The organism is Limnoglobus roseus, from assembly GCF_008254045.1.
Classification (GTDB): Bacteria; Planctomycetota; Planctomycetia; order Gemmatales; family Gemmataceae; genus Limnoglobus; species Limnoglobus roseus.
In genome coordinates, this window is record NZ_CP042425.1 from 167,907 (window position 1) to 194,315 (window position 26,409).

13 protein-coding genes are annotated in these 26,409 nt (G+C 66.8%); all 13 read left to right on the plus strand.

Annotation, left to right across the window (positions count from 1 at the left end):
• Positions 1-19 precede the first annotated feature (19 nt).
• The 13 genes from PX52LOC_RS00705 to PX52LOC_RS00765 all read left to right on the plus strand — a co-directional run bounded on the left by PX52LOC_RS00705 (position 20) and on the right by PX52LOC_RS00765 (position 26,350).
• Positions 20-1,486: an NHL repeat-containing protein gene (locus tag PX52LOC_RS00705; RefSeq protein WP_149108269.1), complete on the plus strand. Its 1,467-nt coding sequence runs from the start codon at positions 20-22 to the stop codon at positions 1,484-1,486.
• Between the two features lie 38 nt (positions 1,487-1,524).
• Positions 1,525-1,884, plus strand: coding sequence for an FHA domain-containing protein (locus tag PX52LOC_RS00710; RefSeq protein WP_149108270.1), 360 nt, complete (start codon positions 1,525-1,527; stop codon positions 1,882-1,884).
• A gap of 700 nt (positions 1,885-2,584) precedes the next feature.
• Positions 2,585-5,854: a BRCT domain-containing protein gene (locus PX52LOC_RS00715; RefSeq protein WP_149108271.1), complete on the plus strand. Its 3,270-nt coding sequence runs from the start codon at positions 2,585-2,587 to the stop codon at positions 5,852-5,854.
• An 82-nt stretch (positions 5,855-5,936) separates the two neighbouring features.
• Positions 5,937-12,197 carry a HEAT repeat domain-containing protein gene (locus PX52LOC_RS00720; protein WP_149108272.1) on the plus strand — a complete coding sequence of 2,087 codons (6,261 nt, stop codon included), beginning with the start codon at positions 5,937-5,939 and terminating at the stop codon, positions 12,195-12,197.
• A 115-nt stretch (positions 12,198-12,312) separates the two neighbouring features.
• The gene (locus PX52LOC_RS00725; protein ID WP_149108273.1) at positions 12,313-14,154 is read left to right on the plus strand and encodes an SWIM zinc finger family protein; all 1,842 of its coding nucleotides are present in this window, start codon (positions 12,313-12,315) and stop codon (positions 14,152-14,154) included.
• 147 nt (positions 14,155-14,301) lie between these two features.
• Positions 14,302-15,606 carry a reverse transcriptase family protein gene (locus PX52LOC_RS00730; RefSeq protein WP_149108274.1) on the plus strand — a complete coding sequence of 435 codons (1,305 nt, stop codon included), beginning with the start codon at positions 14,302-14,304 and terminating at the stop codon, positions 15,604-15,606.
• A gap of 447 nt (positions 15,607-16,053) precedes the next feature.
• Positions 16,054-16,743, plus strand: coding sequence for a DUF4058 family protein (locus PX52LOC_RS00735; RefSeq protein ID WP_149108275.1), 690 nt, complete (start codon positions 16,054-16,056; stop codon positions 16,741-16,743).
• 235 nt (positions 16,744-16,978) lie between these two features.
• Complete coding sequence (locus tag PX52LOC_RS00740) at positions 16,979-19,231, plus strand: protein kinase domain-containing protein (protein WP_149108276.1); 2,253 nt, start codon at positions 16,979-16,981, stop codon at positions 19,229-19,231.
• 172 nt (positions 19,232-19,403) lie between these two features.
• Complete coding sequence (locus PX52LOC_RS00745; RefSeq protein WP_149108277.1) at positions 19,404-21,254, plus strand: M28 family peptidase; 1,851 nt, start codon at positions 19,404-19,406, stop codon at positions 21,252-21,254.
• Between the two features lie 153 nt (positions 21,255-21,407).
• Positions 21,408-22,994: an MBOAT family O-acyltransferase gene (locus PX52LOC_RS00750; RefSeq protein ID WP_149108278.1), complete on the plus strand. Its 1,587-nt coding sequence runs from the start codon at positions 21,408-21,410 to the stop codon at positions 22,992-22,994.
• Entirely contained in the window at positions 22,994-24,091 is a 1,098-nt protein-coding gene (locus tag PX52LOC_RS00755; RefSeq protein ID WP_149108279.1) for a hypothetical protein, read from the plus strand. Before PX52LOC_RS00750 ends, PX52LOC_RS00755 begins: the two co-directional genes overlap by 1 nt.
• Before the next feature lie 208 nt (positions 24,092-24,299).
• A complete protein-coding gene (locus tag PX52LOC_RS00760; RefSeq protein WP_149108280.1) occupies positions 24,300-25,247 on the plus strand; it encodes a hypothetical protein in 948 nt (315 codons plus the stop codon).
• Complete coding sequence (locus tag PX52LOC_RS00765) at positions 25,244-26,350, plus strand: DUF1574 family protein (protein ID WP_149108281.1); 1,107 nt, start codon at positions 25,244-25,246, stop codon at positions 26,348-26,350. Before PX52LOC_RS00760 ends, PX52LOC_RS00765 begins: the two co-directional genes overlap by 4 nt.
• The last annotated feature ends 59 nt before the right edge of the window (positions 26,351-26,409 follow it).

Genomic DNA, 26,409 nt, shown 5'->3' on the forward strand with positions numbered 1-26,409 from the left:
CCAAGCATGGGAGAATGCTGTGCGGTTCGATCAAGTCATTCTCAACCCCACTGCTGCGGAACTGGTCGGCAACTTGCGGGCGGCGGCCGTCGCGGCGGGGCGGTTGAGCAAAAAGGCCGTCAAGGCGTTGTCCGAGAGCGAAGAACAGCAGTTGCTACGGCAGCTTTCGTCGGCCGCAGGGGAGGCTGTTCACAAGGGGAACGGAAAGTTTCGGCTGCCGGTCGCGTGGTGGACCGACCCGGCCGGCCGCAAGCACGTGCGCGTGATGGGCTACCTCGCGGACGACGACTTCGGCGGGGACGAGGGCACCGAAGAACCGCCGGCCGTTGCTCGCGTCTACCCCGGCTCGCTACTGTTCGTCGAGGCAGACGGCGACGACCCGGTTTCGCTCGTCGTCTGCGGGTGCGGGACCATCGGCACGCCGGAGGCCGTCGCGTGGATGGGCGAGACGTGCGGCCCGTGTGCCGACGCGAAGGCCGAGGGCCGGGAGGTGCCGCATCCGCTCGTCCGCCGCGGCGTCGGGGGCGGTTCGGCCGTGATGAAGGCAACGCCCGATGGCCGCGGGTTGATCCTATCGGACAAGGCACACCGCCTCGTGTACCTCGATTTGCCGACCGGCGAGCAGACGACCTCTGAGCCGACCCGCGGCGAAAACCTCTGCGGAATCGCGCTCGCGCCGGACGCCGAAAGCTGCCTGGCCGGGTACTGGTCGAACCACCTCGTCCGCTGGAACTGGCGGAACAACACGCTCAAGCGGCACGGGGAACCGCTCAGTTTCTCGCAATTCCACGTCAGCCCCGACAATGCCCACGCCGTCACCGGCGAAAGCGGTACGCTCTTCCGGATCGACTGGCAAGACGCGAGGACGCCGTTGAAACTCGAAGCCTTCCTTCCCGGCCGACACGGGGGATTCAGCCGCGACGGCGCGGTCTGGGTGTACCTGTCGGAAGAACACCAGTTCTTGGAACGCCATCTGGTGGTGGGCTATGTACAGATCCTCCGGGCAGACGTGTTCGAAGAGTTGGAGTCCCTCGAAGACTGGCAGCAAGAGATGCTTCAGGTGCAGCACCTCGACGCCGACAACGGGTGGGCGATCATCGCGGGCAATGACCCGGAGCACGGCACATTCGGCCCGGCCTACCTCGGCCCGGTATCGCTGCCCGGTGAGTGGCGGGAACTGCCCTACGACGACGACGGCAGCGACAACAACATGCCGGCGGTCTTCGGCTTCACGCCCGGCGGCGAGTATGCGCTGTACCGCGACGAGGCCGGCCGGCTGGTCTTCTTCCCCACCGAGGAAGAGGGCGAAACCGTCTACCGCGTGGCCTTCCCGGTCCCGGTCGTGGCCTACGAAGGCGGCCTGGAGGCCCTGACCTTCTCGCCCGACGGCGGCACGCTGCACGCGACCGTCGCGGCCCGCGGCGTGAACCTCGTCGTCTCGTTTCCGTGGCGACTCGTGTTGGCGGCCGCCGGGTCGATCGTGTAAAGTAGTTTCACCCCACTCACCCCAACATCTTGGCGACCATGCCCGCACACCTACTCTCGCTGACCGACGGCCCGAGCATTCTCATCGATAAGCCGATCCTGCTATTCGGCCGGCACGCGGAGTGCGACGTGCAGTTGAACTCGAAGAAAGTCTCCCGGCGGCACTGTGTTCTCGCGCAAGTCAACGACTACCTCGTCATCCGCGACCTCGGCAGCACCAACGGCGTCCGCATCAACGGCAAGAAGTTGCCGGAAGGTAAACTCCACCCCGGCGACGAACTGACCATCGGCAACTTCCGCTACCAAGTTTGCGGCGACGTCCTCGGCCGCGTGGAGCCGCAATTGCCGAAGGAAATGCGGGACATGAAGCAGGAAGCCGCCGACCGCATGGCCGAGTGAGCCTGGCCCCGTATAACCACTCGCAAGTCGTTTCGTCGGCGTTCGGTTAAGCTCGCTGCTCTGCAGCAGGATGATGTTGCGTCATCCGAGCACATGGCTTGCCATGCTACCCAAGGACGGCTGTTCCAGGACCGCTATCGGGGAATTCACCCCGGGGACGCCCGTGGTCTGGAACAACCCCGCGGATCGTGGTTCCACGGGCGTCCCCGGGGTGAATTCCCCGGCGGTCCCGTGAGCCGTCCATGTTCCAGGTCGAGAAGTTAACACGCCGCGACGCGACGTCGGAGGGGATCGCCCCTCCGATTTTCTTTTGGCGGTCGGGGTTCGACATTTTTCCACTTCGGTGCTTGCGATCCCTGCGCGGGCCAAGTATAACCTCACCCATTCCATCACAACGGCCTTGCGTTAAGCTCGCTGCTCTGCAGCAGGATGATGTTGCGTCATCCGAGCACATGGCTTGCCATGCTACCCAAGGACGGCTGTTCCAGGACCGCTATCGGGCAGTGGGGTACTATTCCACTGACGGTCTGGAACAACCCCGCGGATCGTGGTTCCGTCAGTGGAATAGTACCCCACTGCCCGGCGGTCCCGTGAGCCGTCCATGTTCCAGGTCGAGAAGTTAAGCGGCCGTTGTGATGGACCGCCGGAGGGAGGTTGACCCCTCCCTCCGACTTCACTTTCTTCCTCTCCGAGTTTGCCCGTGAGTGCGACGCTCACCCTTAACGACCTGCGAAAAGCGTGGGACACGCACGACCCGCAGTTCGTCTCGCTACTGAACCAACTCGCCACGCAGACCGACCCGCAGCCCGAACAACCGCTCCGCGACGGGGCACCGACGTTCTACCGGTGGCTGAACTACCTGCGGTCGTGGGACTTCAAGCGGTTGCCGAAGGAGCAGCAGGGACACGCCCGCGTCGAACGGCTGAAGGCGGTGGAGGCGGCCGACACCGAGGTGAAACTGCCGGAGCGGTTGAAGTCGCACGAGATCATCCTTAGCCTGTGGCAGTCGAACGACCCGCTGGCCCGCGAGATTCTGCTGGACGCGATCGCGACCGTGCCGTTGGTCTACGGACCGTGGCGGGCACTGAAACGCATCTTCAAAGAAGCCGAAGCGAAGCACGACACCGAAGTTTACGGCGCGCTCGCGGCCCGGTTCGACGCCGCGTTCGCCGGGACGAACCGCGGCAGCGTGAGCGGGGCGACGCTCGCGTACCTCGCGCGGCGGGCGTGGCGGTACCTGCGCCGCGTGGCCGTGCAGTTGCCGGCGACCTACGCGGACGTGGCGACGGACTTCCTCGCCCGCTACCCGGAGGGGACGAACCTGAAGGCGACGTGGCTCGCGAATCACGTCTTCTTCCACGACAAGAAGAACTACGGCCGGTCGAACTTCCAGTGGGGCTACCGCGACACCCCATCGCCGTCGGACCTGAAGCACCGGGCGTTCGCTGACCTGTGGAAGCGGTCGCCGCGGCCGCTGTTCGCGCTACTGGAGCGGGCGCGGGCCGACTTCGTCCGTGAGTTCGCTACGGCCGCACTGAAGGCCGACTTCAAGCAAGTGCTGCGCGACGTGGAAGCGGCGTGGGTGGTGCGCCTCGTGGAGGTACCGAGCGTCGCGGTTCACAACTTCGTCGTCTGGATTTTGCAGAACGTGCCGAAGTTCGAGCAGGGGGCGTTCCGCACGCTCGGCCTGCACGACGCGGTGATGAAGCTGTTCGACTCGCCGAGCGCCACCGCCCGCAAGTACGCCGCGGAGTACGCCCGCACCCACGCCCGCGACCTGTCGGTCGAGGTGCTAGTGCGGCTGGCGAACAACAGCAACGACGTGGTGCGGAAGCTGGCCCAAGACCTCATCGGCGAGCGTGACCCGCGGAAGGACATCGGCCTGACGGCGTGGGGGCAACTGCTCGAATCCGAGCACGGCCACAAGTTCGCCGCGGACGTGCTGGTGAAGGCATTCGGGGCAAAAGACCTGACGGCCGAGTGGTTCCGCGACCGTCTCATGACGCAGAACTCGGACGCCTTCGCGTTCGTGTCGAAACTGCTGCCGAAGGTCCACCCCATCGCATCGCTGGGATCGACGTACTTCGTCGATCTGATCCGCCGGGCCGCCACCCGAGATGACGACTCCGACGACCTCGTGACGTTCGCAGAAGAGTGCCTGGCGAAGTTCGACCTCGCGACGATCCCCCGCGACGACCTGCGATTCCTGGCCCTGTTCCCCGGCTCGGCCGACGTGCTGGACGCCTGGGTGATTCAGGGCAAACTCAAGCCGCAGGCGCTCGGCGTAGAGTTCTGGAAGGCCCTCGCGTTCCACCCGGAGTACGAGGCCGACCCGTGGTTGACCGACTTCCGGGCGAAGAACGGCGAGTGGGCCGCGAACCTGCAATTCAACGAGACGCGATCGACGAGTGTCCTCGGCTGGCTCGCCGACGTGCGGCAGTTCGGCTCCACCGAACTCGGCTTCGACTGGCTGATGAAACTGGTCGCCCGCGGCGAGACGAAATACCACGACTTCGCGACAGACCGGATGATTCGGTCGTTCACCCCGGCGGACTTCGCAACCGAACAAAGCCCACCCGTCGCGACGGGTGGGCTTTCGCCCCCACCCACAGCAACCGATCTCAAGAAGGCCACGTTCCTCTTCACCGGCAAGCTCGCGACCATGACCCGCGACGTGTCGGAAGCGAAGGTGAAGGATGCCAACGGCACGGTCGCCGGGTCGGTCACGAAGAACCTCGCGTACCTCGTCATCGGCGACGACGGCTCGCCGCTGTACGGCCAGGGCAAGAAAGGCAGCAAGCAGGTCAAGGCCGAGGAACTCAACGCGGCCGGGGCGAACATCCAGATCATCTCGGAGACGCGGTTCCTCGAAATGCTCGCCGGGCAGACGGCGGCCCCCGCGTCGGCCGACCGCACCCTCGCCGGCTGCCAGAAGCTCTGGGCGATGGTCACGGCCCCCGGCCCGTCGGAGGCCGCTCTCGGCGAGTTCGCCCGTAAGTACATCCGCCGCCATCACCCCGCGATCTGCCAGCACGAGACGGAACGCCCCGTCGATCCCGGCGCCGAGATTCCCGCCATCTTCCTGACGTGGGATCGCGTCGAACCGCTGTTCCGCGAGAGCCGCAAGCCGATCCGCGACTTCGCGATGGAGCTGGCGAAGTGGGAGTTCGCCCGGTGGAACCCGCCGGCCGACGATCTGGTGCAAATGAGCGAGAACCCCTACGCCGACGTACGGCGGTTCGTGGCGAAGGCCCTGCTCGCGGAAGCGAACTCGGAGACGAAGACCTACCGCATCGACCCGGCCGCGCTCGTGCCGGCGGCTGCGTACCGCTTCTGCGAATCGGCCGACGACGAGACACGGGCACTCGGCATGGAACTGATCCGCCGGCTGCCGAAGCTGCGCGTGCCAGAGGAACTGTTCCGCCTGACGGAAAGCACCGACCGCCGCGTGCGGGCGTTCGTCATCCGTGCGCTGTGGGCCGCGTACCGCGATCGCTTCCTGACGTCCGGTTGGAAGCCGCCCGTGCCCCCGAAACCGCAGGTCGGCGTGAAGGCGAAGAAAGCGGCCGAGAAGTTCGAGGCCGAGCAGGGTGACGGCGTGCCGGTTCGCCCCGCCGCGTGGCCGGCCGCACAGCCGACGCTCGCGGAGTTCCTTCGCCGCGTGCTGTTCGAGTTGCCCCCGGGACCGCCCGAGAAGTCGAAGGTCGGCGAACCGGCCGAGGGTGACGAGAAGGACAAGAAGGTCGTCACAACGAAGCCGATCCCCGCACGCCGGGCGAAGCTCGACGCCGTCGAGACGATGCGCGACTTGGCCCTCGATGATGCTGCGTTCGCGAAGGGCGTGCTGCCGTTGTTGGAAGAATTCATGACCAGCCGCGGCGTCAGCGAACGGGCCGCGTGCCTGGTGGCCGTGACGCGGATCAAAAAAACTCTAACCACAGAGAACACAGAGGCCACAGAGAAGACATAAATACCGTTTCTATATTCTGAAATGGTTTCGGTCCTTCCTCTGTGATCTCTGTGTTCTCTGTGGTGGAAAATGGGTTTCCATCATGCCCGTCGAACGCTACTTCCCCTATCGCGGCGACATCACGGCGGCCGTCGGCGTCGGCGGCACGGTCGCGTTCGTCACGAGGCACGTCGAAGGCCAGCCCACGGCCGTTTACCGCCTCGACGTGGACCGCCTCGCGCTGAGCGAAACCGCCCTGCCATGCGGCGGCGTGGCGCTCGCGGCCGATGCGAGCACCCTCTACGTCGCGGGCACGGATCGGCGCGCCTACAAAGTCGAGAAGGCTCCGAAGCCGCTCGGCGAGCCGTTCGCGGACGCCATCGTCGCCATACTGCCGGTCAGTGGGGATCGTCTCGCGGTCGTCGCCGGGAAGCACCTCGCGCTGCTGTCTCGCGGGGATGGCTCGCTTCTCCAATCGCTCGAGCTGCCCGAAGCGGGAACGTGCCTCGCGGCCGACAAGACCGGGCAGTGGCTCGCCGTCGGCACGGCGAAAGGCACGGTCGCCGTCTTCGACGGGCAAGACAAGGCCGAGTTCGAGGCGGCCGAAGCGGAGAAGTTGCACGACGGCGCGGTGACGGCGTTGCTGTTCGAGCCGGAGGAACTGCGGTTCTTCTCCGCCGGCGCTGATCACAAGTTGCTCAGCACCTTCGCCCGCGGCCGGTTGGAACCCGAGGACAAGGGCCGCGGCAACAACCACGAAGACATCGTCACCGTGATGCTGGCCCACGACGCGGAACGCTTCCTGACTGGCAGCCGCGACGCGACGATCAAGAACTGGCCGCGCGTCGGCGGCATCAAGCCTTCAACCTTGAAAGAAAACGTCGGCCGCGTCGTCGCGATCGTGAAGCTCGTCGCGAGCAAGCCGATGGTCGTGGCCGCGTGCGACGACAACTCGCTGCGAGTCTTCTGGCTGACCGACGATGGCCGCCTCGACGACGATTGCAAGATCAAGGCCTACGGGGCGATGGACTGGGCGAAGAACGAACTCGCCGCGGCCCACGACAGTAAGCGCCGCGAGAAGGCGCTGAAGGCCCTGTGGGACTGGAACGACGCCGCGTCGCTGGAACTGATCGCGAAGCAGATCGAGCGCGACTCCGACCCGGCGTTGAAGGTGCAGGCCGCGAAAATCCTCGGGTGGGTGCAAAACCCGCGGGCCGTGACGCTGCTCGAACCGTTCATCACACACGCCGACGGCAAGGTCCGCGTGCAGGTCTTCGAGGGACTGGCGAACCAACTCGGTAAGGCCGACTTCAAGCCGATCGACCTGGCGTTGAAGACGAACCAGGCCGACATCGGCGTGCTGGCGGTGAAGGCACTGGAACCACTGGCGAAGGCCGACGATCAGGCGCTCGCCCGGCTGACGAGTACGCTGAACGCCCCCGCGTGGGACGTGCGCAAGGCCGCGCTCGCGGCACTGGAAGCGGTCTTCGAGCCGACTTCGCCGCAGGCCAGCCTCGTCGCGCTCGCGTCCGCCCACGGCGACCTGCGGGCGCTCGCCCTCGGCCGTGCCTTCGATCGCGGCCTACTCGCCGACGCTCGCGTGCAGTCGGCGATCCGCCGGCGGTTGGAAGACGACGACACCGGCGTTCGCAAGGTCGCGTTCCTGCTCTCCGTGCTGTCGCGGCCGAAACTCGCCGAGTTCCTGCGAAGCGCAGACGGCGAACTTCACCGGCAGTTGAACGAGATCGAAAAGAGCGACAAGGCCCCGCCCAAAGTGTCGGCGAAGGTGAAACTCGACGATGCCGACTACGACACGCTGTTACAGGCGACCGCGAGCCGGGCGCTCGACACCTGCCTCCGCGGGGCGAAGGGGCTGGCCCTGCTGCGCGACCCGCGGGCCTTCGCGCTGCTGTTGCAACTCAGCCGCGAGGAAAACACGGACGCTCGCGTCGAAGTGTGTCGCGCCCTCGCCGCGCTCGGCGACCCGCGGGCGGTCAACCGGCTGAACTCGCTGCTCTACGATTCGCAAGCCTCCGTCCGCGACGCCGCGTATTCCGCCGTGGCGAAGTTGAACGAAAAGACGCCGCTCGCGGCCGCCGAAGCGGGGTTGGCCGCGGGTGAGCCGGACGTGCGCCGCCGGGCGTTGCAAACGCTGCTCGACGCGACGAAGGCCGGGGCCGACGGCCGCGACCTACTCGTGCGAGCGATCAACGACCCGGCCCCGACCGTTCGCTCCGAAGCGTTCAAGGCCGTGCTGAACCAGAAGGTCGCGGGCGGCGGCGAGGCCACACTTCGGTTCGCCCGGCAGTCGATCCACGCCGACGTTCGCAAGGACGTGCTGACCGAAGTGATCGCCCAGGCGGGCGAGCCGTGGGCCACGCCGTTCCTGTACGAGTTCCTCGACGACCCCGATGCCGACCTGCGAGGCGAGGCGTTCGCCGCCGCGACGCGAAAGACGAAGGAACTCGCCCCGCTCGAAGCGGCGCTGAAGTCGAAGTTCGCCGATGTGCGCACGCTCGCGGTGGACGGCTTCATTAAGAAGCACACGCCCGCGGCCCAGGCGTTTATCGTCCAAGCCCTCGCCGACGCTGACACCGGAGTCCGCCGGCTGGCGCTCTCGGCGCTGATCGACGACGAGGCCCGCGAAGCGCTGACTGCCGCCCTGCGGAGCGAGCACGCCGACGTGCGCGTGCGGGCGGCAGCGGCCCTCGGTCGGCTCGGTGACCCGGCCGCCGTCGGCCCGCTGCTCGCGCTGGCGACGGTGGCCGAGCCGGTCGAGGAGTGGAAGAAGAAGTCGTGGGCCGAGGCCGCCGAAACCGCGCTCGCGGCCCTCGCGGAGATCGGCGATCCGCAGACGTTGAAGCCGGTCCTGCCGCTGCTGGAAAGTCCGCACGCGAACCTGCGGACGGCCGCCGGGACCGCGGCGATGTGGGCAGCCCGCCCTGGTGACGAGCCGGCACTCCGCGGCCTCCTGTCGCACACCGACGCAGAGGTGAAACTGCGGGCCGCGTTCGGCCTCGCGTACCTCGGCGACGCGAGTGTGGCCCCCATCGTCATGCACGACTTCGGGTCGCTCGGGCCGGACGCGCAGTTCGCCGCGGCCGTCGCACTCGGCGGCGACAGCCGCCTCGGCCTGTTCCTCGACCACCCGACGGACCATCTGCGGACGTGGGCCGTGCTGGTGCAACTGCTCCTCGAACTCCGCGGCACGACCGGAGTGCCGTCACGCCTACTCGCGTGTCTGTCGGCGAAGGCGCCGCGCATTCGGTTGACGGCGGCGGAAGCCTTGGAGGTGTACGCCGACCCTGTCCGCTTCCGCGCGTTCGTGCAAACCTTCGCCAACGACCGCGGCGACGAGGCGGCCTGGAAGATTTCGCCCGAGGTGCTCGATTCGCTCGCCGACATCCTTGCGTTTGGATCGTCGCAGTTGAAAGCCCGCACGGCCCGGCTGTTCGCGTTCTTCACACCGAAGGAGCAGGCCGGGTGGGACAAGGCGTGGGCCGTCCACGCGAAGCGGTTCGCCGCCGAGATCGCGGCCGCAAAGAAGCAGGCCGCGCCGTTGACGCCGAAGCTCTCGGCCGCGGAGTTGCGCGAACTCGCGTTCGGCGCCTACGTCGGCCTCGTTCGCGAGCAGGGTTCCGCGACCGCAACGCCGGCAACGATCCGCGTGCGACAGACGGCCCTCGCCCGCATCTTCGCCATCGCTTCGACGAGTCCGGAGAACGCGCGGGCGGCCCGGCCGATTCTCACGCAGGCCCTCGGCGACCCGAACCAGCCGGTGCGGATGCAAGCCTTCGAGCACCTGCTCGCCCTGAACCTCGACAAGACCGCCCTCGCCGCCGACGCGCTGGAGGCGGGCCACACCGACCTCGGCGTGAAGGGGTTGGGACTGCTCACCGACGGCACGACCGGCACGGACGGCGACGCCGTGCTGGAACGGGTGCTGCTCTCGCGGACCGACGATCTGGCCGTGGAAGCGGCAAAGTTGCTCGCGAAGACGAAGGGCCAGGTGCCGGTCGCGGCGATCAGCTTGGACGCGGTGAGCGAGAAAATGCGGCAGCAAGCCGTCACGTGGCTGGCCGCCGAGTACGACAAGAACGCGGACGCGCAGAAGCAATTGCGGAAGGCGGTCGAGTCGCGCTACCGCCACGTGCGGCAGGCGGCGGCCATCGAGTTGGCGACAAAGAAGGACCCGGCCGCGTTCGACGTGTTGGCCACGATGCTGAAGGAGGCGACGGACGCCGCGGCGCAGAAGAAGATAGTCGATTCGATGGTGACGCTCGGCGATGGGCGGGCCGTCGGCGCGTTGCTCGACCGCGCGGAACACGACCCAACGGGCACGGCCCTGGCAAGCGATTTGTTCGTGGCGGCCGGCGGGTTCCGCAAGGTCGAGTCGGCGGATCGCCTCTTGAAGATGGCCGAGAAGAAGGAGTGGCGGGCCGCGGCGCTCGACGCCGCTCGCGTCGTCAGCGGCTTCGACCAGAACTCCGGCGATCCAGACGAGGAGGCCGCGTTCGCGAAAACGGAGCAGGAACAGCGGCCGAGACACCCGGACGTTCTCGGGAAGTTGCTCGACAAGGCGCTGGCCCTCGGCGACACCGGCCGCGTGTCGAACCTGTTGCCCGCCGCGCGATGTTCGCGCGGCCCCGCCGTCGATCCCGTGCTGGCCACGCTCGCGGCGAACCCGGACGCCGACCTCCGCCTCACCGCCGTCATCACCATCGGCTGGCGGCTCCGCAAGCGAAACGGCCCGCCGGACGCGCTGCTGAAAGCCCTTCGCCACAAAGACCCGACGACGCAGTTCGCCGCGGCCGAAGGACTCGCCCGCGGCGGTCGGGCCGAAGGCTTGCAAGTCCTGCTGTCCAGCCTGGAATACCTCGAAGACGTGGCCATGCGGCGGAACGCGGTGCTGGCGCTCGGCGAGTTGGCCGACCCGCGGGCGGTGGACGTGCTGTTGAAGTTCGCCAACGAGAATGGTCACGCTCTTCAGGAAACGGCGGCGGAAGCCCTCGGCCACCTGCGGAAGTCGCCGCGCGGCGACGAAATCGGCACTCTGCTTGAGCGCCTCGCCAAGTCGCCGATGGCCGGCGTCGCGCAGCGGGCACTCGTCGGCCTGCGGTGGTTCGACTCGCCGGGCGGGTGGACACTCATCCGCACCGCGGCGAAGTCGAACAACTGGCGCACCCGCCAGACTGCGGTGGAGCAACTCGGCTACGACGCGACCCCGGCCGGCCGCGATACCGTGCGGGAGCGGTTGCGGAAGGACGCCGACAACGACGTGGTGAACGCCGCCTTCGACGCGGCCGTGCGGCAGTTCGGCCCCGACTCGCTGGAGCCGTACTACGCGGCCGTGGAGACGCCGAACGAGAACGACTTCACCGCGATGGGCACGGCCGAGGTCGATGTGTTGAAGGCGCTCCGTGAGCGCGGGGACACGCTGCGGCTCTTGCAGACCCTGCCGCTGACGACCGGCGAAGGATTCGCCGCCGTTGAGAGCATTCTGATGTCGCGGCCCCTGCCGTCTGACGACGTGATGGCAAAGGCACTGGCGAGCGACAACCAATGGTCGGTGAAAGCCGCGGCCCGCATGATCGGCCGGGCGGTGACGCCGCCGACGGCCGTGCGGAAGCCGCTCGAAGCCGCCCTCGCCAAGTGGTGGGCCGAGTGGCAGACCCGCCGCGACACGATGCTGCGCCGCGTGGGGCAGGCCGATGAGGAGGCGACCAGGAAGGCCGTGAAGTTGGCCGAGGTCGCACTCGAAGAACTGTTGTGGCCCGCCGCCCGCTTCGGCTTCGCGGAGAAGTTGCTCGCGGAACTGCTGACCGCCCGGCCGCACGATATCTGGATGTACAGTCTGCGCAAGCACGTCCTTACCAGCCTGTCGGCCGTGCCGGCGGCGTTCCTGCCGGGACTGGAAGCGATCCTCCGCGGCACGACGGCGGAACTGCGGCCGTTGGCAGCGGGCCTGCTCGCGAAGGCCACCCCGCAACAGGCGGCGAAACTGGCGGCCGAGTTCTTCGCGGACCGCGCGGTGTACGCCCGACTCACCGGGTCGGCGAAGTCGGCGGACGTGGCAAAGGCGAACGCGGCGCAACCGCACTACCAACCGTTGGCCCTGCCGACGCTGATCGAGGCGAAGGACGTGCCAACGCTGGCGAAGGTGGCCCGCGACAAGAAGGCCGCCGAACCCGCTCGCTTGGGAGCCGTCGAGGGGTTGGGCTTCATGGCCGTGGTGGACGCGGAGGCGGTCCTCGCGGAGATCGGCGCGGCCGCCGGTGACGACGAGGACGTGCGCAAGGCCGCGTGGAAGGCGTTACGGCGGTCGAAGCGTGCACGAAAACGATTCACCGCAGAGGGCACTTGAGAGCACGAGAGGAAAACCAAGAAGAGAGTTCAAAGCAGGGTTTAATTCTCTTCCTCTTCTTTTCTCATGTGCCCTCCGTGCCCTCTGCGGTGAATAATCTTCGAGGTGATTCTCCATGCCGGATGACATTCCTCCCGACCAACCCGCGACGCCGGCCCACCTGAGTTACGGCGGTAGCAGCCGCGTCGCCACCACCGGCGACACGGCCCGCGTCGAACTCTTCGGCAACCTCGACCGTCCGCCGGTCGCGTTCGACGCCACGGTGACGAACCCGATCCGCTTCCGCGAGGCACTGTCGGCCCTCTACGCCGTCGTCGGCAGCGATTACCGGTACGTGCCGAAGGACCGTACCGCGTACATGGCCTACCTGCGGCTGAAGCGCGAGACGGCCGCCCTCAACATCTGGCAGGCCCAGCAGGCGTATTTCGGTTGGCTGCTTCGCAACGACCCGCTCGCGTTCTGCATCCTCGACCCGGTCGTCAGCGTTCACCCCGATCAGGTCATGTTCGAGGTCTTCGGCAAGGACGAGAGCAGTTACGCCGCCCTCGCGTTCAAACGGTCGGCGTTCGCCGAAGTCGGCACGACCACTTGCGGCACCACGAACATCGACTTCAGCGACGCGCTGTACCAGAGCGTGCAGCAGATGCGGTCCACCCGCAAGACGCGGCTGACCGTCGGCAGCGCCGGCGTCGGCGTGATGACGGAAACGCGGCCCGAGGTGTTGGAGAAGCAGATCCGCATTCCCGATTCGTGGATGCGCGGCCTCCTGCAAGTGCAGTCGGCGGCGACACTGCCGTTCGACCACCTGCGGCTGGCGCCGATGGACCTGTACAACGCCCTCCGCACGCTCCGCATGAACGGCGACCGCAAGGGCAAGCGCCGCGGCCTGCGATTTGAACTCGTGCCGGCGCAGCAACCGCGGATCGTGCTGGAGCCGTGGGAGACGGTCATCCCGGCGACGGCCGAGCCGTTCAAGGGGAAGGCCGCCCGCGTCGTACGTGTGTGGGGCCGCCGGCGGCTCATGACCATCAAGCGACTGCTGCCGTTCGTCGAGAGCGTGGACGTGTACCTCCTCGGTAACGGCCTGCCAAGCTTCTGGGTGTTCCGCGCCGGTGACATCACGTTGACACTCGGCCTAACCGGGTTCACGTCCGCGAACTGGTCGTCGGCCCTCGGCTTCGACCTACTGCTGCCGCGGAAGACGCAGACGCCGGACGGGTTGACGAAGGTGGTGAAGTATCTCGCCGATGGCGTGTGGGCCGCGACGCGCGAGGAGATCGCGAAGGCGACCGGCGTGAAGGGGTCGGCGTTGCTCGAAACGCTTCAACTCGGCTGCCAGCAAGGGCAGTTGATGTTCGACATCGCGAACAGCGTGTACCGCCTGCGACCGATCCTGAACGAGCCGATCGACCTGGTGCGGTTGCAGTATCGTAACCAGCGGGAGAAGGTGGCCTTCGACCTGCTGACGCGGCGCGACGCGGTGAAGATCGTCAGCGAGAACCGCATCGCCGGGCAAGGGCTGGAACTGACGGGACGGGTGTCCGTCGAGGAAGACAAGCGCGACTACCGCCCGCAGATGGTGGTGGCCGACGAGGGGCAGGTTCGCAAGGTGACGTGTACCTGCACCCTGTTCCGCACGCAGGGGATCAAGAGCGGGCCGTGCGTTCACCTGATCGCGATACGGCTGGCGTTCGCCGACAAGGAAGCGAAGCGGGCGAAGACCGACGACGCCGTCGTCTTCGAGACGCGGGCGTTCACGAAGCGCGACGGCGACACCGAGCAGACGATGCAGCTCTCGCTCGAACGGCAGAAGTTAAAGGTGCGGTGGGGCCAGGCCGGGCAGCCGATGCGGTTGCAATCGCTGAAATTCAACAGCGAGGCCGAGGCTCGGAAGGCGTACTTCGAGCGGCTGACGGAGCTAGACGCGAAGGGCTACCTCGACGCAGTGGCGGAGTGATCGAAGAGAAAACGGAACGCGGATGACGCTAGATTTTGAACGCCGGATGAAAACCGGATCAGAGCCGAAATCGGTTTTGGTCTTATCCCGCGTTGATCCGCGGTGAAATCCGGCGTCATCCGCGTTCCGTTTTAAGGAATCCGACGAATGGCAACGACCACGACCGACCCCATCGCCCTTTGGCAGAGCATCCTCCAGGCCGGCGGCGTGCGAGCGTACATCGACGCGCAGTTGAAGGAACGCGGGTTCCTTGTGACGCGCCGCGATGCGGATGCCATGAGCGACCGCGAGAAGGATCAGTACAAGAAGGCGCTCAAGCAGGAGGCGGCCGAGAAGAAGAAGCTGAAGAAAGAGGCGTGGGCCGCGTACAAGACGGCGCACATCGTTCACCTCGGCGACGGTGTCTTCTGGAGCGATGAGGCGAAGCCGGACAAGTGGGACACGCCGAACAGCGAGGAGCGGGCGGCCGAGAACGAACTGCCGGCTCTCGACTCGCCGAAGCAACTGGCCGAGGCGCTCAGCCTGACGATCCCGCAACTCCGCGGGATGTGCTACCACCGCGACGCGGCGACGAAGCTGCACTACGTCCGCTTCACCATCCCGAAGCGCGACGGCACGCAACGCCCGATCTGGGCGCCGCTGCCGAAGTTGAAGGCGGCCCAGCGGTGGATTCTGCACAACATTGTCGAACGCCTGCCCGTCCACGGCTCGGCCCAGGGCTTCCTCGCCGGCCGGTCGATCCTCTCGAACGCGGCGGTTCACACGAACGCGAAGACCATCCTCAAGATGGACGTGACCGACTTCTTCCCGACGGTGACGTGGCGGCGGGTCCGCGGCGTCTTCCGGCGGGCCGGGTACCGCGAACAAATTTCGACGCTGCTCGCGCTGATCTGCACCGAGGCCCCGCGGGAGATCGTGCAACATGACGGGAAAACGTACTACGTCTCGCTCGGCGCCCGCTGCCTGCCACAAGGCGCGCCGACCAGCCCGGCGTTGACGAACGCCCTGTGCCTGCGACTCGACCGGCGGCTGACGGCCCTCGCGGCGAAACTCGGCTGGCGATACTCGCGATATGCCGACGACATGACGTTCAGCCTGCCGGCCGGCCACGCGGGGAAGCCGCACCTCGGCAAGTTACTCGGCTGCGTGAAGCGGGTGGTGACAGCCGAGGGCTTCGAGGTGAAGGCTGAGAAGACCCGCGTCCACCGCAGCGGCGGTCGGCAGAGCGTGACCGGCCTCGTGGTCAACGGCGACGGCTCACCGCGCACGCCGCGGAAGCTCCGTCGCGAACTGCGGGCAGCCCTCCACAACTTGCAGCACGGCAAGCCGCTCAAGGACGGCGACACGCTGCCGCGACTGATGGGCTTGGCCGCCTACGTGTACATGACCGACGCGAAGCGGGGAAAGGAACTCCTGACGGCGCTCGGCAAGTTCGCGACGGGTGGACTGTAAGACTTTTCCTACGGTTGTCTGTGCCTGCCTTGAGACTCGCTCACAACCCGGCTCGAACCGCTTGCCCGTGGGCCTACCCGCAAGCGTGACACAATTCTCACAACCAGGATCGCGAGCCCAACAACTGTGGTGCTGAAGGTACTCGCACACCGGAAGCAGACACAAGTCCTGGAACCCATCGTACCTGCCTTGTCCAACGGCGAGAACGACGTAAATGCCGGCTCCGACCAGGCACACCACAAACAGAACTAATCGCCACACCTCAGGAACCCCGACAGTTGACGTGCCCACCCTTCCCGCCGTCACGCGATTTTCACACATCCAGCCCCTAGCGAACCGGGTCACCGATCCGGTACAATCGTTCTCACCCGCAGATTCGGAGCGCTCGCCGTCTCCCCGATGTCTCGCCCCCTCCGGCAGCGCTCGGCCCCTGGGAGATTGACACCGATGCCTAGCCCATTCCCCGGCATGGACCCGTTCCTCGAAGACCCGAAGGTCTGGAAACAGTTCCAACAGCAGTTCGTCTCCGGGCTGTACCACATCCTGCTGCCGAACCTTGTCGACCGGTACCGTGCCCGCATCGGCGTGCGGTCCTACGTCGTCGAGACGCCGTTGTTCACGTCGGTGCTGCGCGAGCCGCACGAGGAACAGTTCATCGAAGTCCGCGAGCGGGGCGACGGGCAACTCGTTTCCCTCATCGACGTGGTCAGCCCGGCCAACAAGACGACCGACGTCGGCCGCGAGGCGTACCACGCCACCCGCAAACTGATCCTCGGGCAACGGGCCGCGTCGCTGGAGGTAGACCTCGTGACGCAGGGCCGGCCGCTATTGGACTTCGCCCGCGACTCGCTGCCGGAACACGACTACACGTTCACCGTGACGCGGGCCGCTGCCCCAGGCAAGTTCGAAATCTACACCACCACCGTGCAGAAGCGCCTGCCGAAGTTCAAACTGCCGCTCGCCGCCGACGACCGCGACGCGATGCTCGACCTGCAAGACGTCTTCCGGCGGGCGTACGACCTCGGGGCGTTCCAGAAGCACGTTGACTACGGCCAACCGCTCGCGGCCGCCGTCAAACTTGCGGACGTGAACCGAACCTGGATCGAACTCATGCTCAAACAGTGCAAGCTGAAATAGTTCGACCTCTGTTCGGGGCACGATTTTCACTGCAAGATCGGAACGGAAGCGGTAGAATCACGGTTCCGGCAGAAATTTCCCGGGCGGGAAGAGACGAGTTTTGACGGATTTTCCGAATCGCCTTCCCCCGTGATAATGGCACGCTAAACTCACCGCAGAACGTGCCCCGCTCACCCACCACGTTTGTCGTGTTACCCGTGTCGGGTCGAGCTGCCGGCTAAAACCGGGTTCTGCTATGGCCATTCGAACCACCAGTACGAGTGACGGGGTGAAGACGCCCGTTCCGCTCCCGCACCTGCTCCGCAAACTGCTCGCGGCCTCGATCATCCCGCCGGGTGATTGGGAAGTTTCGACGGCCGAGACGCGCGACGCCGTCCTCGCGGCCCCGGACGACGATAGCCTGCTGCAAGCCCTCTTCGCCACGAACCTCCTCACTGCCTTCCAACTCGGCCGCCTCCGCGGGAACGAATCGCACACGCTCGTCCTCGGCAATTACCGCATTCTCGAGAAGATCGGGGCCGGCGGCATGGGCGTGGTCTTCCGGGCGGAGCACGTGAAGCTGCGGAAGCCGGTGGCCGTGAAGGCGCTGTTCATCGACGGCGAGAAGAACCGCCGGGCGCTCGACCGCTTCTTCAACGAGGTGCTGGCCGTCACGCGGTTGAAGCACCCGCACATCGTCGCGGCCGTGGACGCCGGCGAGCAGGCCGGGGCCGGGCCGAACGGCGCGCCGGTGCCGTACCTGGTCATGGAGTACGTCGCTGGGAGCAACCTCGAAGACGCCGTGACCGAGAAGGGGCCGCTCAAGATCGAACAGTCGTGCCTCGTCGCCCACCAAGTGGCGGACGCACTGACCGAAGCCCACCGACAAGGACTGATCCACCGTGACGTGAAGCCCGGTAACGTATTGCTGACGCCAGACGGCACTGCTAAGTTGCTCGACTTCGGCGTGGCCCGCCTGCCGACGCCGGAAGACCGGATGACGAAGGACGGCGCGCGGCTCGGCACGATCGGGTACATGGCCCCCGAGCAGGTTCGCAACGCCCGCGCCGTGGACGCGCGGGCGGACATCTTCGGTCTCGGGGCCACCCTGTTCTTCATGCTGACCGGCCGCGACCCGTTCGACCCGCCGGTCGGTTCGGCCGGGGCGCTGCACCCGCCGTCCGCCCGCGACTTCCGCTCGGACGTGCCGGAGAGCCTGAACGCCGTGCTGATGAGGCTCATGGCGCTCAACCCGGCCGACCGCGTGCCGACCGCCGAGGCGGCCATGCGGGAACTGCTGCCGTTCCTGAAGTCGATCACCCGGCCGACGGCCTTGATGGACCCGCTCGGGGACGGGGCGGCGGAATCGTGGGTCGAGACGGTGCCCGACGGCGTCCCCGACGCCGCCCCGGTGCCGCACCAGATTTTGGTCGTGGACGACCAAGTAGACGTTCGCCGCGTGTGCAAGTTGGCTCTGGCCGGCGACGGCGCGCGGTGCGACGAGGTTGGCAACGGCAATGACGCGGTGGCGAAGGTCCGCGAAACCGACTACGACCTCGTCCTGTTAGACGTGGACCTGCCCGGCATCAACGGCGAACAGGTGCTGCGGCGGATCCGCCAGAACCCGCCGTCGCCGCACATCAAGGTCATCATGCTCTCCGGCCGCACGAGCGGCGACGAACTGTCGCGGATGATGAACGCCGGGGCCGACGACTTCCTGACCAAGCCGTTCAGCCTCGTGCAACTGCGGGCGCGGGTGAAGTCGGCCCTCAAACTGAAGGACGCGCAAGACCGCTCCGAGACGCTGAACAGCCAGTTGATGACGCTGAACGCGGAACTGGAGCGCGGCGTCTCGTCCCGCGATAGCGAGTTGCTGCACGCCCGCGGGGCGATGGTTCTGGCACTGGCGAAACTCGTCGAACAACGGTCGGCCGAAACGGGCAGCCACCTGATCCGGTTGCAAAAATACTGCCGCGTGCTGGGCGATGCCGCCCGAAGGACGCCCGCGTTCGCGGACCGGCTGACGCCCGACTTCCTGCAAGTGCTGGAAGACGCGGCCCCGCTGCACGACATCGGCAAGGCGGCCGTGCCCGACTACATCCTGAACAAGCCCGGCCGCCTCGACCCGCACGAGCGGGTACTGATGGAGGCGCACACGACCAACGGCGCGGAGACGCTGCAAGAAGTCGCCCGGAAGTACCGCTTCGCGACCGGCTTCCTGCAAATGGCGATCGACGTGGCCCGCAGTCACCACGAGAAGTGGGACGGCACCGGGTACCCCGACCGCATGGCCGGCGAGGAGATTCCACTGGCGGCCCGCCTCATCGCCGTGTGCGACGTGTACGACGCCCTGCGGTCTCGCCGCGTGTACAAGCCTGCCCTGTCGCACAACATGGCCATGATGACGATGGTCGACGCCTCGCCCGGCCACTTCGACCCGAGCCTGCTCATGGTCTTCCGCAGCATCGCCGACAAGTTCGACGAAGTCTTCCGCGAGACGGGTGAGTAACACGCGCCGACCGGCAAGTCGCTCCCTTGTAGCGGGTCGGCCAACGGCCGGCCAGACTTTGGCTCTGCCCCATCTCATGGTTCGTTCACAAAGCCCCCTATAATAATTCGCACGAACCTCCCCGGCCGCCGATCCGCGGCCGTTCTCATTCCCATTTTCGAGTGGCGCACTCATGAAGCGTTTACTGGCCTGTTTGTCCCTGATGGGGGCGGCGAGCGTCTGCCCGGCCGTCACGCCGGAGGAAAGTCTGGCCCGGATGAAGAAGGACATCGGCTACCTTGCCGGTCCGGAGTGCAACGGCCGCAGCATCGGCGGCGACGGCATCAACAAGGCGGCCGACAAGATCGTGGAGGTCTTCAAGGGAGCCCGCATCCAACCCGGCAACAAGGACAGCTACTTCCAGCCGTTCACCGTCACCGGCCGCGCGCAGCTCGGCACGCCGAACAAGGTCACGCTTACCGAAAAGGGCAAGGACGGCGTCGAGTGGAAGTTTAACGACGAGTACGCCATCCTCGGCACGTCCGCGAGCGGCAAGGGCGGCGGCGAACTCGTGTTCCTCGGCTACGGGCTGAGCGTCAACACCGACAAGCTGAAGTACGACGACTACGCCGGCCAGGACGTAAAGGGGAAGGTCGTCGTCGTCCTCCGCAAGACGCCGAAGGCCGAGCAGAAGGACACGCCGTTCGTCGGCGACCTGGCGAACAGTGCCGCGCTCGTCGCCAAGGTTGAACTGGCCGAGAAGAACGGGGCGGCCGGCATCGTCTTCGTCAACGACCGCACCGGGGCCAAGCCGGACGACCCGCTCATGGACCTGCGGCGGTCAGGCGGCACGCCGGCGAAGATTCCGGTCCTCCAGGTCAAGCGCGTCGTCCTCGAAAAGTTCCTCGCCGCCCAGGACAAGAAGCTCGCCGACGTCGAGACGGCCATCGACAAGGAAATGAAGCCGGTGTCGGTGCCGTTGAAGGGGTACTCGATCGCCACCGAACTCACGATCAACCGCGACCCGATCGCGTGCAAGAACGTCGTCGGCGTCCTCCCCGGCAGCGGCCCGCTGGCGGACGAAACCATCGTCATCGGCGCGCACTACGACCACCTCGGCACGAGTTCGCAGGGCAGCCTCGCCGGTCGCGCCGGCGAGGGGCAGGTCCACTTCGGGGCCGACGACAACGCCTCCGGCACGACCAGCCTGCTCGAACTCGCCCGCCGGTTCGGCGAGATGCAAAACCGCTTCGGCCGCCGCATCGTGTTCATCGCCTTCTCCGGCGAGGAGCGCGGGTTGCTCGGCTCGATGCACTACGCGAAGGAACCGCTCGTCCCGCTGGACAAGACCGTGTTCATGTTGAACCTCGACATGGTCGGCCGGGCGGCCACGATTGAGGAAGGCGGCAAGAAGAAGTTCCGCGTCGTCGCCAGCGGGGTCGGCACGAGCGACGGGTTCGACAAGCTCGTCGACACGGTCAACAAGCGGTTCGACTTCAAAATCCTGAAGACGCCCGGCGGCACCGGCCCGAGCGACCACCAGTCGTTCTACCAGAAGAACGTGCCGGTGCTGTTCATCCATACCGGCACGCACAAGGACTACCACCGCCCGACCGACACGCCGGACAAGATCGAGATGGTCGGCATGGAGAAGATCGTCGAGTTCTGCGAGATCATCGCCGCACACTTGGCGACCGTCCCGGAACGGCCGAACTACCTGACCACGACCGGCCGGTGGAGCGACCCGACCGACACCAGCGCCCGCAACATGGCCAAGATGCCGCGGCTCGGCGTGATGCCCGGCAACTACGAGGAAGAGGGCAAGGGCGTGCTCGTTGAGGACGTGCTCAAGGAAGGCGCGGCCGAGGCGGCCGGCGTGAAGGCGGGCGACTTCATCATCGACATCGCCGGCAAGCCGGTGAAGAACATCGACGACTACATGGCCGCCCTCGCCGCCCAGAAGGCCGGCGTCGAGATCGAGATCACGGTGATGCGGATGAAGGAGAAGAAGGCACTCAAGATCACGCCGAAGCCGGGCACGTGAGTCTGATGCTGAAAAAGAATTGCGCACGGCGGGGCTTGTCCCCGCCGTGCTTTTTTCCCCGACGACCGGTTTTCCGCAGAGCCGCCTTGACCCGGCTTTCCGATCTCCGCTACGATCCCGCTTCTCGTATTTCCGCGACAAGGATGTCGAAGGATGATTGCCACCAGCGCGACCGCGTTCAGTACGGCGTTTCACGAGGCGGCCCACGCGCCGGAGCGCATCGAGAAGGCCCGGTGGGCACTCGAACTGCCGTACTTCCGCTGGCTCCACGAGCAGTTGCCGGAGCCGTTCTTCCACACGCAAGCGTTCCTGCTGTTCCTGCTCGTCGTCGCCGTCGCGTACTGGACGGTGCCCCGGCGGATGAACACCGCCCGCGTGTGGCTGCTCGTCATCGCGAGCTTCCACTTCTACGCCGCCTGGAACGCCAGCCTGGCCCTGCTGGTAACGGGCACGACGATCGCCGACTTCTTCCTCGCTCAACTCATCGACCGGGGTCAACGGCCGCGGGTGCGGAAGCTGCTGCTGTTCGCCAGCGTCGGCATGAACCTCGGCATCCTCTGCTACTTCAAGTACCGCGGCTTCTTCCTGAACGAACTCCACGACCTCGTCGGCCGCGTCGGTTTCGACGCCGGGTATCGCACGCTCAGCCCGCTCGACATCATCGTGCCGTTCGGCATCTCGTTCTACACATTCGAGGCGATCAGCTACGCCGTCGACGTGTACCGGCGGAAGATTCGGGCCGAGCGGAGCCTGCCGCACTTCCTGCTGTTCATCCTGTTCTTCCCGCACCTCGTCGCCGGGCCGATCGTGCGGGCGGGCGACTTCCTGTGGCAAGCGCACCGCGTGAAGCGGTGGAACTGGCTGCGGGTGCAGGTCGGTTTGCAGTTGTTCCTGCTCGGCGTGTTCAAGAAGTTGGCCATCGCGGACCGCATGGCCGTGTTCACCGACGGCACCGGGGCACAGCCGGGGCCGTTCCTGATGCCGGAACTGCACAACACGAGTTCCCTGTGGCTCGCGGCGATGGCCTACGCGCTCCGCATTTACTGCGACTTCTCTGGCTACTCGGACATGGCCCTCGGCATTGCCCACTTGTTCGGGTTCAAGCTGACGCAGAACTTCAACATGCCGTACCTCGCCGCGAACGTCTCCGAGTTCTGGCGGCGGTGGCACATCAGCCTCAGCACGTGGCTCCGCGATTACGTCTTCATCCCGCTCGGCGGCAGTCGTGCTGGGGCGTGGGTGACGAACCGCAACCTGATGATCACGATGATCCTCGGCGGCCTCTGGCACGGGGCGAACTGGACTTACGTGGTGTGGGGTCTTCTGCACGGTCTGTTGCTCGTGATTCACCGGCAGTTCCGCGCGTGGAGCGTGACGAAGCCGAAACTCGAAGCCGCGCTGAACACCTGGGTCGGCACGGCGGCGCGGGTCGGCCTGACGTTCGCCTGCGTGACGCTGTGCTGGGTGTTCTTCCGGCCGGAATGTGCGAAGTCGATCACGATGCTGCAACGCATGTTCGGCCTGTACGACGGCCTGACACTACCGCTGCACAACCGCAGTCTGTGGTACACGGTGCTGTTCGTGCTGCTGTGCCACCTGCTCGTCGCCCGCGGCCTGTGGCAGAAGTTCTGGGAGCGTGCCCCGGCCGCGGTGTTGGGCGTCGGCTACGCCGTCTGCCTGACGGTCGCGATGGTCCTCGCCCCGGACGGCGGGAAGACGTTCATCTACTTCACGTTCTAATGCCGCAAACGCTGCCACGCCTGTTCGCCGCCCGCCGCCCGCTTCGCACCGCCCCGCGTGCGAAGCGACGGCACGCGCGGGCCGTCGTGATCGCATCCCTCTTCGCAATCGCCGCCCTCAGCGCCGGCCTCGGCCTCGCGGCCGAGTTGTACCCCCGCATCCGCGACCCGCTCTACGGCGACAAACTCGCGAAACTTCAGGCGAAGCTCCGCGAACCGAACCGCGGCCCGCTCGTGATGATGCTCGGCAGTTCGCGATCAATCTTTGCGTTCGACGCCGGCCGCGTCGAAGGGCAACTCCGCGAGGCGGGTCGATCAACGACCGCGTTCAACTTCGGCGTGCCCGCGTCGGGGCCGATCACGCACCTGCTGTACGCCCGCCGCCTGTTCCGCGACGGGACGAAGCCGGACTTACTCCTGCTGGAAATCCTGCCGAGCATGCTCACCGACCTGCCGGCCGGCCCGCAGGAAAGTCGCTGGCTGTACGCCGACCGGCTGACGCACCGCGAACTCGACACGGTCATCGGCCTCGGGTTCGACGCCGAGACGGTCCGCGGCCGGTGGCGCGAATCGACCCTGACACCGTGGTACGGCCTGCGATTCCAATTGCTCGGCCGCGTGCTGCAAAGCTGGATTCCGTGGACGATGCGGCACGACTGGAGCCGCACGACTGACGCCCACGGTTGGAGCACGCCGATGATCCAGACGTTGACCGCCGAGCAGCGGGCGACCGCGGTGGAACAAGCCCGCGCGGAGTACACGCCCCTGCTGTTCGACTGGAAGCCCGGCGGCCCGGCCGTCGAAGCGTTCCGTACGTTGCTGCGCGAGTGCCGCGAGAACGGCGTGCCGGTGAAACTGGTGCTGATGCCGGAAGGGTCGGAGTTCCGCAGTTGGTACTCGCCGGCCGTTCGCGACCGGCTCACGGCGTTCGTGCGACAGACCGCGGCGGAGTTCGGCTGTGACGCCATCGACGCCCGCGAGTGGCTGCCGGACGACGCCTTCACCGACGGCCACCACCAACTGCGCGTCGGCGCGGAGGCGTTCTCGGACCGCCTGACGCGCGAGGTCATCCTGCCGTGGCGGAAGGAGCACAACTAGCGTGAAACCCTTCCCATCCACGGCGACGAACTCTGATCCCCTCTCCCCCGGCTCTGAGGGGGTGAGGGTGAGGGGATACACTGCCCTCACAACCGAGACTCGTTCCAGACTACCGGAAAGTTCACCCCCCTCACCCCGGCCCTCTCCCCCTCAAAGCCGGGGGAGAGGGAGAAGATCGGCCCGCGTCGCCATCGTCTGCGGCATCGCTGTGTTCGTGCTGGCCCAGGCGACCTTCAACGCGGCGGTGCGAAACGGTTGGCTGCCGCTGAACGACCCGGTCTTCGAAGAGAAATTCGCGATGCTCGAACGCCACCGCGACTTCTTCGCGGGGCATTCACCGCAACCGCGGGTACTTCTGCTCGGCAGTTCGCGGTCACACCTCGGGTTCGACGCCCGGCAGTTCGGCGAGACGACGCACACGCTCGCGTTCAACTTCGGCACGCCCGGCGGCGGACCGCTGACGAATGCCCTCTACCTGCGGCGGTTACTCGCGGCCGGTGTGCGGCCGGATTGCGTTCTGCTGGAACTCCACCCCGCCCTGATGGCGGGCGAACTCGAAGGGCACTGGCTCGGCGGCTACCGCTTGCGGCCGGGCGAGCCGGACCGGCTCGCGGCCTTCGGCCACGACGCCGGCGGCGTGCCGCACCTCGGCTGGCAGGGCTGGCTCACGGCCGCGTATGCGTACCGCTTGCCGGCCCTCAACCGCTACGCCGTGCGGTGGCTCCCCTGCCCTTTCGGCCTGACCCTCGGCATCGACAACGACGCCTACGGCTTCGTAGAGGGCGTCGAACTGCCGCCGAACGAACAGCCCACGGCCCTGCGGCGGACGCTGATCCAGTACGCGGAACCGCTCGGCCACGACACGCTCAACGAGTCGGCCGAGCGAGCACTGCGGGACACGATCGCGATGTGCCGCGAGCGCGGAATTGCGGTCACGGCGTTCATCACGGCCGAGGCCACCCCGTTGCGGGCCGCGTACCGGCCGGACGCGAATCGGGCGTTCGAGGAATTCGTGAACACGCTCGGCGTGCCGGTGGTTCGCTCCCGCGAGTGCGTGCCGGATGAGATGTTCAGCGACGGCCACCACATGATGCGGCCGGGGGCGACCCTGTTCACCAACGAACTCGCGAAGGCTTACGAGGCCACCCGCCGATGACGACGCTCACGCCCGCCACTGGTCCCGCCCTTCGCGTGAAAGCCGCGGCGGTCGTCGTGTCGCCGCCGGTTCGCCAATCATCGCGCCGCCGGTCTCCGCGGGCGGTTGTCGCGGTCTTCCTCGCAACGCTGTTGGCGCTGAACTTCGGCTTCGCCGTCGGCATGGACCGCGTCTTCCCCACGGTCCGCGACCCCGAGTACGGCCGCCGACTCTCGCGCGTGAAGGCGAGACAAGACGAGAACCCCGGCCGGCCGTTCGTGGTGATGCTCGGCAGTTCTCGCACCGCGATGGGGCTTCGGCCAATGGTCGCGAACGCAGACGCCGGGCCGGTGGTTTTCAACTTCGCCCAGGTCGGCAGCGGGCCGATGATGCAGGTGATGACGCTCCGCCGAATGCTCAACGACGGCGTGAAGCCGGACGCGGTCGTGCTGGAGTTCTGGCCGCCGTTCCTGCGAGAAGACGGACCGTTTGCAGAAGAAGCCCGCATCGACAAACACCGACTGCTGCCGCAGGACGTGCCGTTCGCGCGGGAGTACTACGACGACGCCCCGCTCGCGGAAGCGACGATGAAGCACGTTCGCAAGAGCCCGTGGTACGAGCACCGCCTGCGGGTCGTCAGTCAGGTGGTGCCGGGGTGGCTGACCTACGACCGCCGGCTGGACAGCCCGTGGCACAAACTCGACGATTGGGGTTGGCTGCCGGGCTTCGAGGACGACCCGCCGCCGGCCGAGCGGACCGCCCGCCATCAAGCGGCCGGACAATACTACGGCGAACTCTTCAACCACTTCCGCATCCACGAGAAGGCCGAGCGGGCTACGCGAGAAATGCTGACGACCTGCCGCGAGCGGGGCATCCCCGTCACCTTCGCGTGGCTGCCGGAATCGAGCGAGTTCCGCGCGTGGTACCCGCCGGACGTGCTGGCAACGGGGGAGGAGTTTCTGGCGAAGATGTGCCGCGAGTTCGATGTGCCGTGGATCGACGCGCGGCAGTGGGTGACCGATCCGCATATTGCCGACGGCTTCCACCTGACGCAACCGGGGGCGGCGATCTTCTCGCAACGGTTCGGCGAGGAACTGCGGGCGAGAACGATCACGACGCGGTGATCGTAGAAGTTTTGTTCCCTCTCCCCGGCTTTGAGGGGAGAGGGCTAGGGTGAGGGGCT

Excerpts from the sequence above, each read along its gene's own strand:
- PX52LOC_RS00710 (WP_149108270.1), top strand. The coding sequence starts at position 1,525 with ATGCCCGCACACCTACTCTCGCTGACCGACGGCCCGAGCATTCTCATC.
- PX52LOC_RS00720 (WP_149108272.1), top strand. The coding sequence starts at position 5,937 with ATGCCCGTCGAACGCTACTTCCCCTATCGCGGCGACATCACGGCGGCC.
- PX52LOC_RS00725 (WP_149108273.1), top strand. The coding sequence starts at position 12,313 with ATGCCGGATGACATTCCTCCCGACCAACCCGCGACGCCGGCCCACCTG.
- PX52LOC_RS00730 (WP_149108274.1), top strand. The coding sequence starts at position 14,302 with ATGGCAACGACCACGACCGACCCCATCGCCCTTTGGCAGAGCATCCTC.
- PX52LOC_RS00735 (WP_149108275.1), top strand. The coding sequence starts at position 16,054 with ATGCCTAGCCCATTCCCCGGCATGGACCCGTTCCTCGAAGACCCGAAG.
- PX52LOC_RS00740 (WP_149108276.1), top strand. The coding sequence starts at position 16,979 with ATGGCCATTCGAACCACCAGTACGAGTGACGGGGTGAAGACGCCCGTT.
- PX52LOC_RS00745 (WP_149108277.1), top strand. The coding sequence starts at position 19,404 with ATGAAGCGTTTACTGGCCTGTTTGTCCCTGATGGGGGCGGCGAGCGTC.
- PX52LOC_RS00750 (WP_149108278.1), top strand. The coding sequence starts at position 21,408 with ATGATTGCCACCAGCGCGACCGCGTTCAGTACGGCGTTTCACGAGGCG.
- PX52LOC_RS00755 (WP_149108279.1), top strand. The coding sequence starts at position 22,994 with ATGCCGCAAACGCTGCCACGCCTGTTCGCCGCCCGCCGCCCGCTTCGC.
- PX52LOC_RS00765 (WP_149108281.1), top strand. The coding sequence starts at position 25,244 with ATGACGACGCTCACGCCCGCCACTGGTCCCGCCCTTCGCGTGAAAGCC.